At 34.8% G+C, this 2,294-nt stretch carries 3 protein-coding genes and 2 pseudogenes; all 5 read left to right on the top strand.

The window, feature by feature from the left end:
- Positions 1 to 269 (top strand): annotated as a pseudogene (locus tag COZ07_RS06435) (glycoside hydrolase family 13); the annotation flags it as partial.
- Positions 270 to 405: 136 nt separating this feature from the next.
- Entirely contained in the window at positions 406 to 1,362 is a 957-nt protein-coding gene (locus tag COZ07_RS06440; RefSeq protein ID WP_406607748.1) for a hypothetical protein, read from the top strand.
- Between the two features lie 141 nt (positions 1,363 to 1,503).
- Positions 1,504 to 1,764, top strand: coding sequence for a DUF4160 domain-containing protein (locus COZ07_RS06445; protein WP_406607749.1), 261 nt, complete (start codon positions 1,504 to 1,506; stop codon positions 1,762 to 1,764).
- An 18-nt stretch (positions 1,765 to 1,782) separates the two neighbouring features.
- Positions 1,783 to 2,037: a DUF2442 domain-containing protein gene (locus COZ07_RS06450; protein ID WP_406607750.1), complete on the top strand. Its 255-nt coding sequence runs from the start codon at positions 1,783 to 1,785 to the stop codon at positions 2,035 to 2,037.
- Between the two features lie 72 nt (positions 2,038 to 2,109).
- Positions 2,110 to 2,294: pseudogene (locus tag COZ07_RS06455) on the top strand (hypothetical protein); the annotation flags it as partial.

The following is a 2,294-nucleotide window of genomic DNA, read 5'->3' on the forward strand; positions in this document are numbered from 1 at the left end:
TACAATTTTCTTTAAAATTAAATAATAATAAAACTCATACTGTGGCCATTGCCGGTGACTTTAATGGCTGGAACTCAGTGGATAATCTTTTAGAAGATCTTGATGGAGATGGCATCTGGACCGGGACCCTTAAGCTAAAACCGGGAAGATATGAATATATGTTTGTATTAGATGGAAAAAATTGGGTTCCTGACCCTAATGCCCTGCGTTATGTCAAAGACGGATTTGGCAACAAAAATGCCATATTAGAAATAAATAATTGTACTTAACAGTTTCCTCCCCCTTGAGGGGGGAGGATTAAGGTGGGGGTGAAATACTCGCATCTTGAAATTTGTAACTTCTATTTTTAATTGGCAAATTGGCTAATTGGTCAATTGGTAAATTAAAACCTTGGTGAATTAAATTATGCTATTAAAAAACAAAAACAAATTAATACTTTCTTTAATATTCTTTTTTTTGATACTCTCTCTCACTATGTTTGCTTTTGCAGTTGAAGAAGAGAATATTAATGAACAATTAGAGCAGCTTAAAAATATTTTGAATTCTTCATCTTATTACTCAGCCTTTCAGACCACTATGCTTCTAAAGAGTGCTCAGGATTTACTTGAAGCAGGAATATCTTTCCCGGATACCAGAGGAATTATTGAAAATAGTGTGGCAAAAACAATTGATGCCTATAGTGTAAAGAAAGTGTTCGATATTTTATTAGAAACCAAAAACGATAGCTTACCCACTGAGCCACTGATTAATAAGATAAACGAAGGTTTAGCCAAAAATGTAAATAAAAATATCATAATTTCAGTAATTTCAACGAAAGCCGAAAATCTAAAGCAAGCCAATGAGATTTTAACCGCAGCCCAACAAGAGGGTTTGGAGATTAATGGCAGTGAAGAAATAGTTGAAATATTAGCCGATAGTCTGGAAAACGATGTCCCTCAGGAATCTCTTTCCTGGCTGTTAAAGACGGGAACCAAAGAGGGCAGAAGCATAGAAGAGATTACCGAGATAAGTGAAGAACTGAGCTATTTAAGCCTGATGGCTTCTGACTCAGGCTTATCTACTGAAAAAATTTCTCTTCTATTTAAAAAAGCTATAGATAATAGCAGCAATACTGCAGATATCTGCGAAAATATTAAAGAGAATTTAGAATCTGAAATTAGTACAGCCAAAATAGGATCAGGAGGAGTAAAACCCTCTACCACTTTAGGTAGTGGAACTTCACCTACATCTTTGACCGGAAACGAGACCACCAGTGGAGAAACTCCTACGGAAGAGGCAGGAGAAGCTCCTACCGAGACTGGCGGAGCGCCTGAACCATCCACTCCACCAGAAGAAGAGACCCCGTCTCCTCCGGAATATTAATTTGATGTTCTTTGAAAATTAAAAAAATTACAAAAATTTTTCCCAAAAAGAAGGATTTTTCATCCCACGTGTCGAATATAAATAATCAGTAAGTAGCCCTGGAAGTCTGAAAGTGGAGATAAGGTTTGGAAAGGATTTTAAATGCCTGAGATTAGCAGATTTTTTGGAATCGTAATCGCGATATATTACAAAGAACATCAACCAGCGCATTTTCATGCCAAATATGAAAATCAAACTGGTGTCTTCTCTATTGCTGATCTGAAACTTATTGAAGGGAATTTATCTAAACGGGTTATCTCACTGGTTTTAGAATGGGCTTTTGAAAATCGAGATGAGCTGATGGAAAATTGGGAACTTGCAATGGCGAAAAAGCCATTACAAAAGATTCCACCTTTAGTATAAAGACTTAGGAGGCCTCATATGCACTTTGTAAAAAAAGCAAATTATGTATCTGAATATAAATTGTTGCTAACCTTTGAGGATGGCAATGTACGCCTTGTTGATCTAAAACCACATTTGGAAGGAAAGATATTTAAGCCATTAAAAGATATAAGTTATTTTAAAGCAGTTAAGGTAAATTCAGACCTCGATACTATAGTTTGGAAGAACGGAGCTGATATGTCTCCAGACTTTCTATATGAAATAGGAGTATCTGTGGCTAAAAAATCTGCGTAAACATCCGACCCGTCTCGGACGAAGGTACAAAGAATGAAGAAAAAAGAATACTTCGAAGTTATATTAGAAGATATGAATTCCAAATTTGACTTAGTATTTGAAAATTTTCAGAATCTTAGAGATAAGATAGATGAAAATAAAATTGATTCAGATAAACGAAATGATGAAACTAATAAATTATTAAAATTTGCTTATGATGATTTAGATAAAAAAATTCAAGAAAACGGGCTAAAGATTGAAGAAAACAGTAATTTAAT

The organism is Candidatus Infernicultor aquiphilus (assembly GCF_002784285.1).
Lineage (GTDB): Bacteria > Atribacterota > Phoenicimicrobiia > Phoenicimicrobiales > Phoenicimicrobiaceae > Infernicultor > Infernicultor aquiphilus.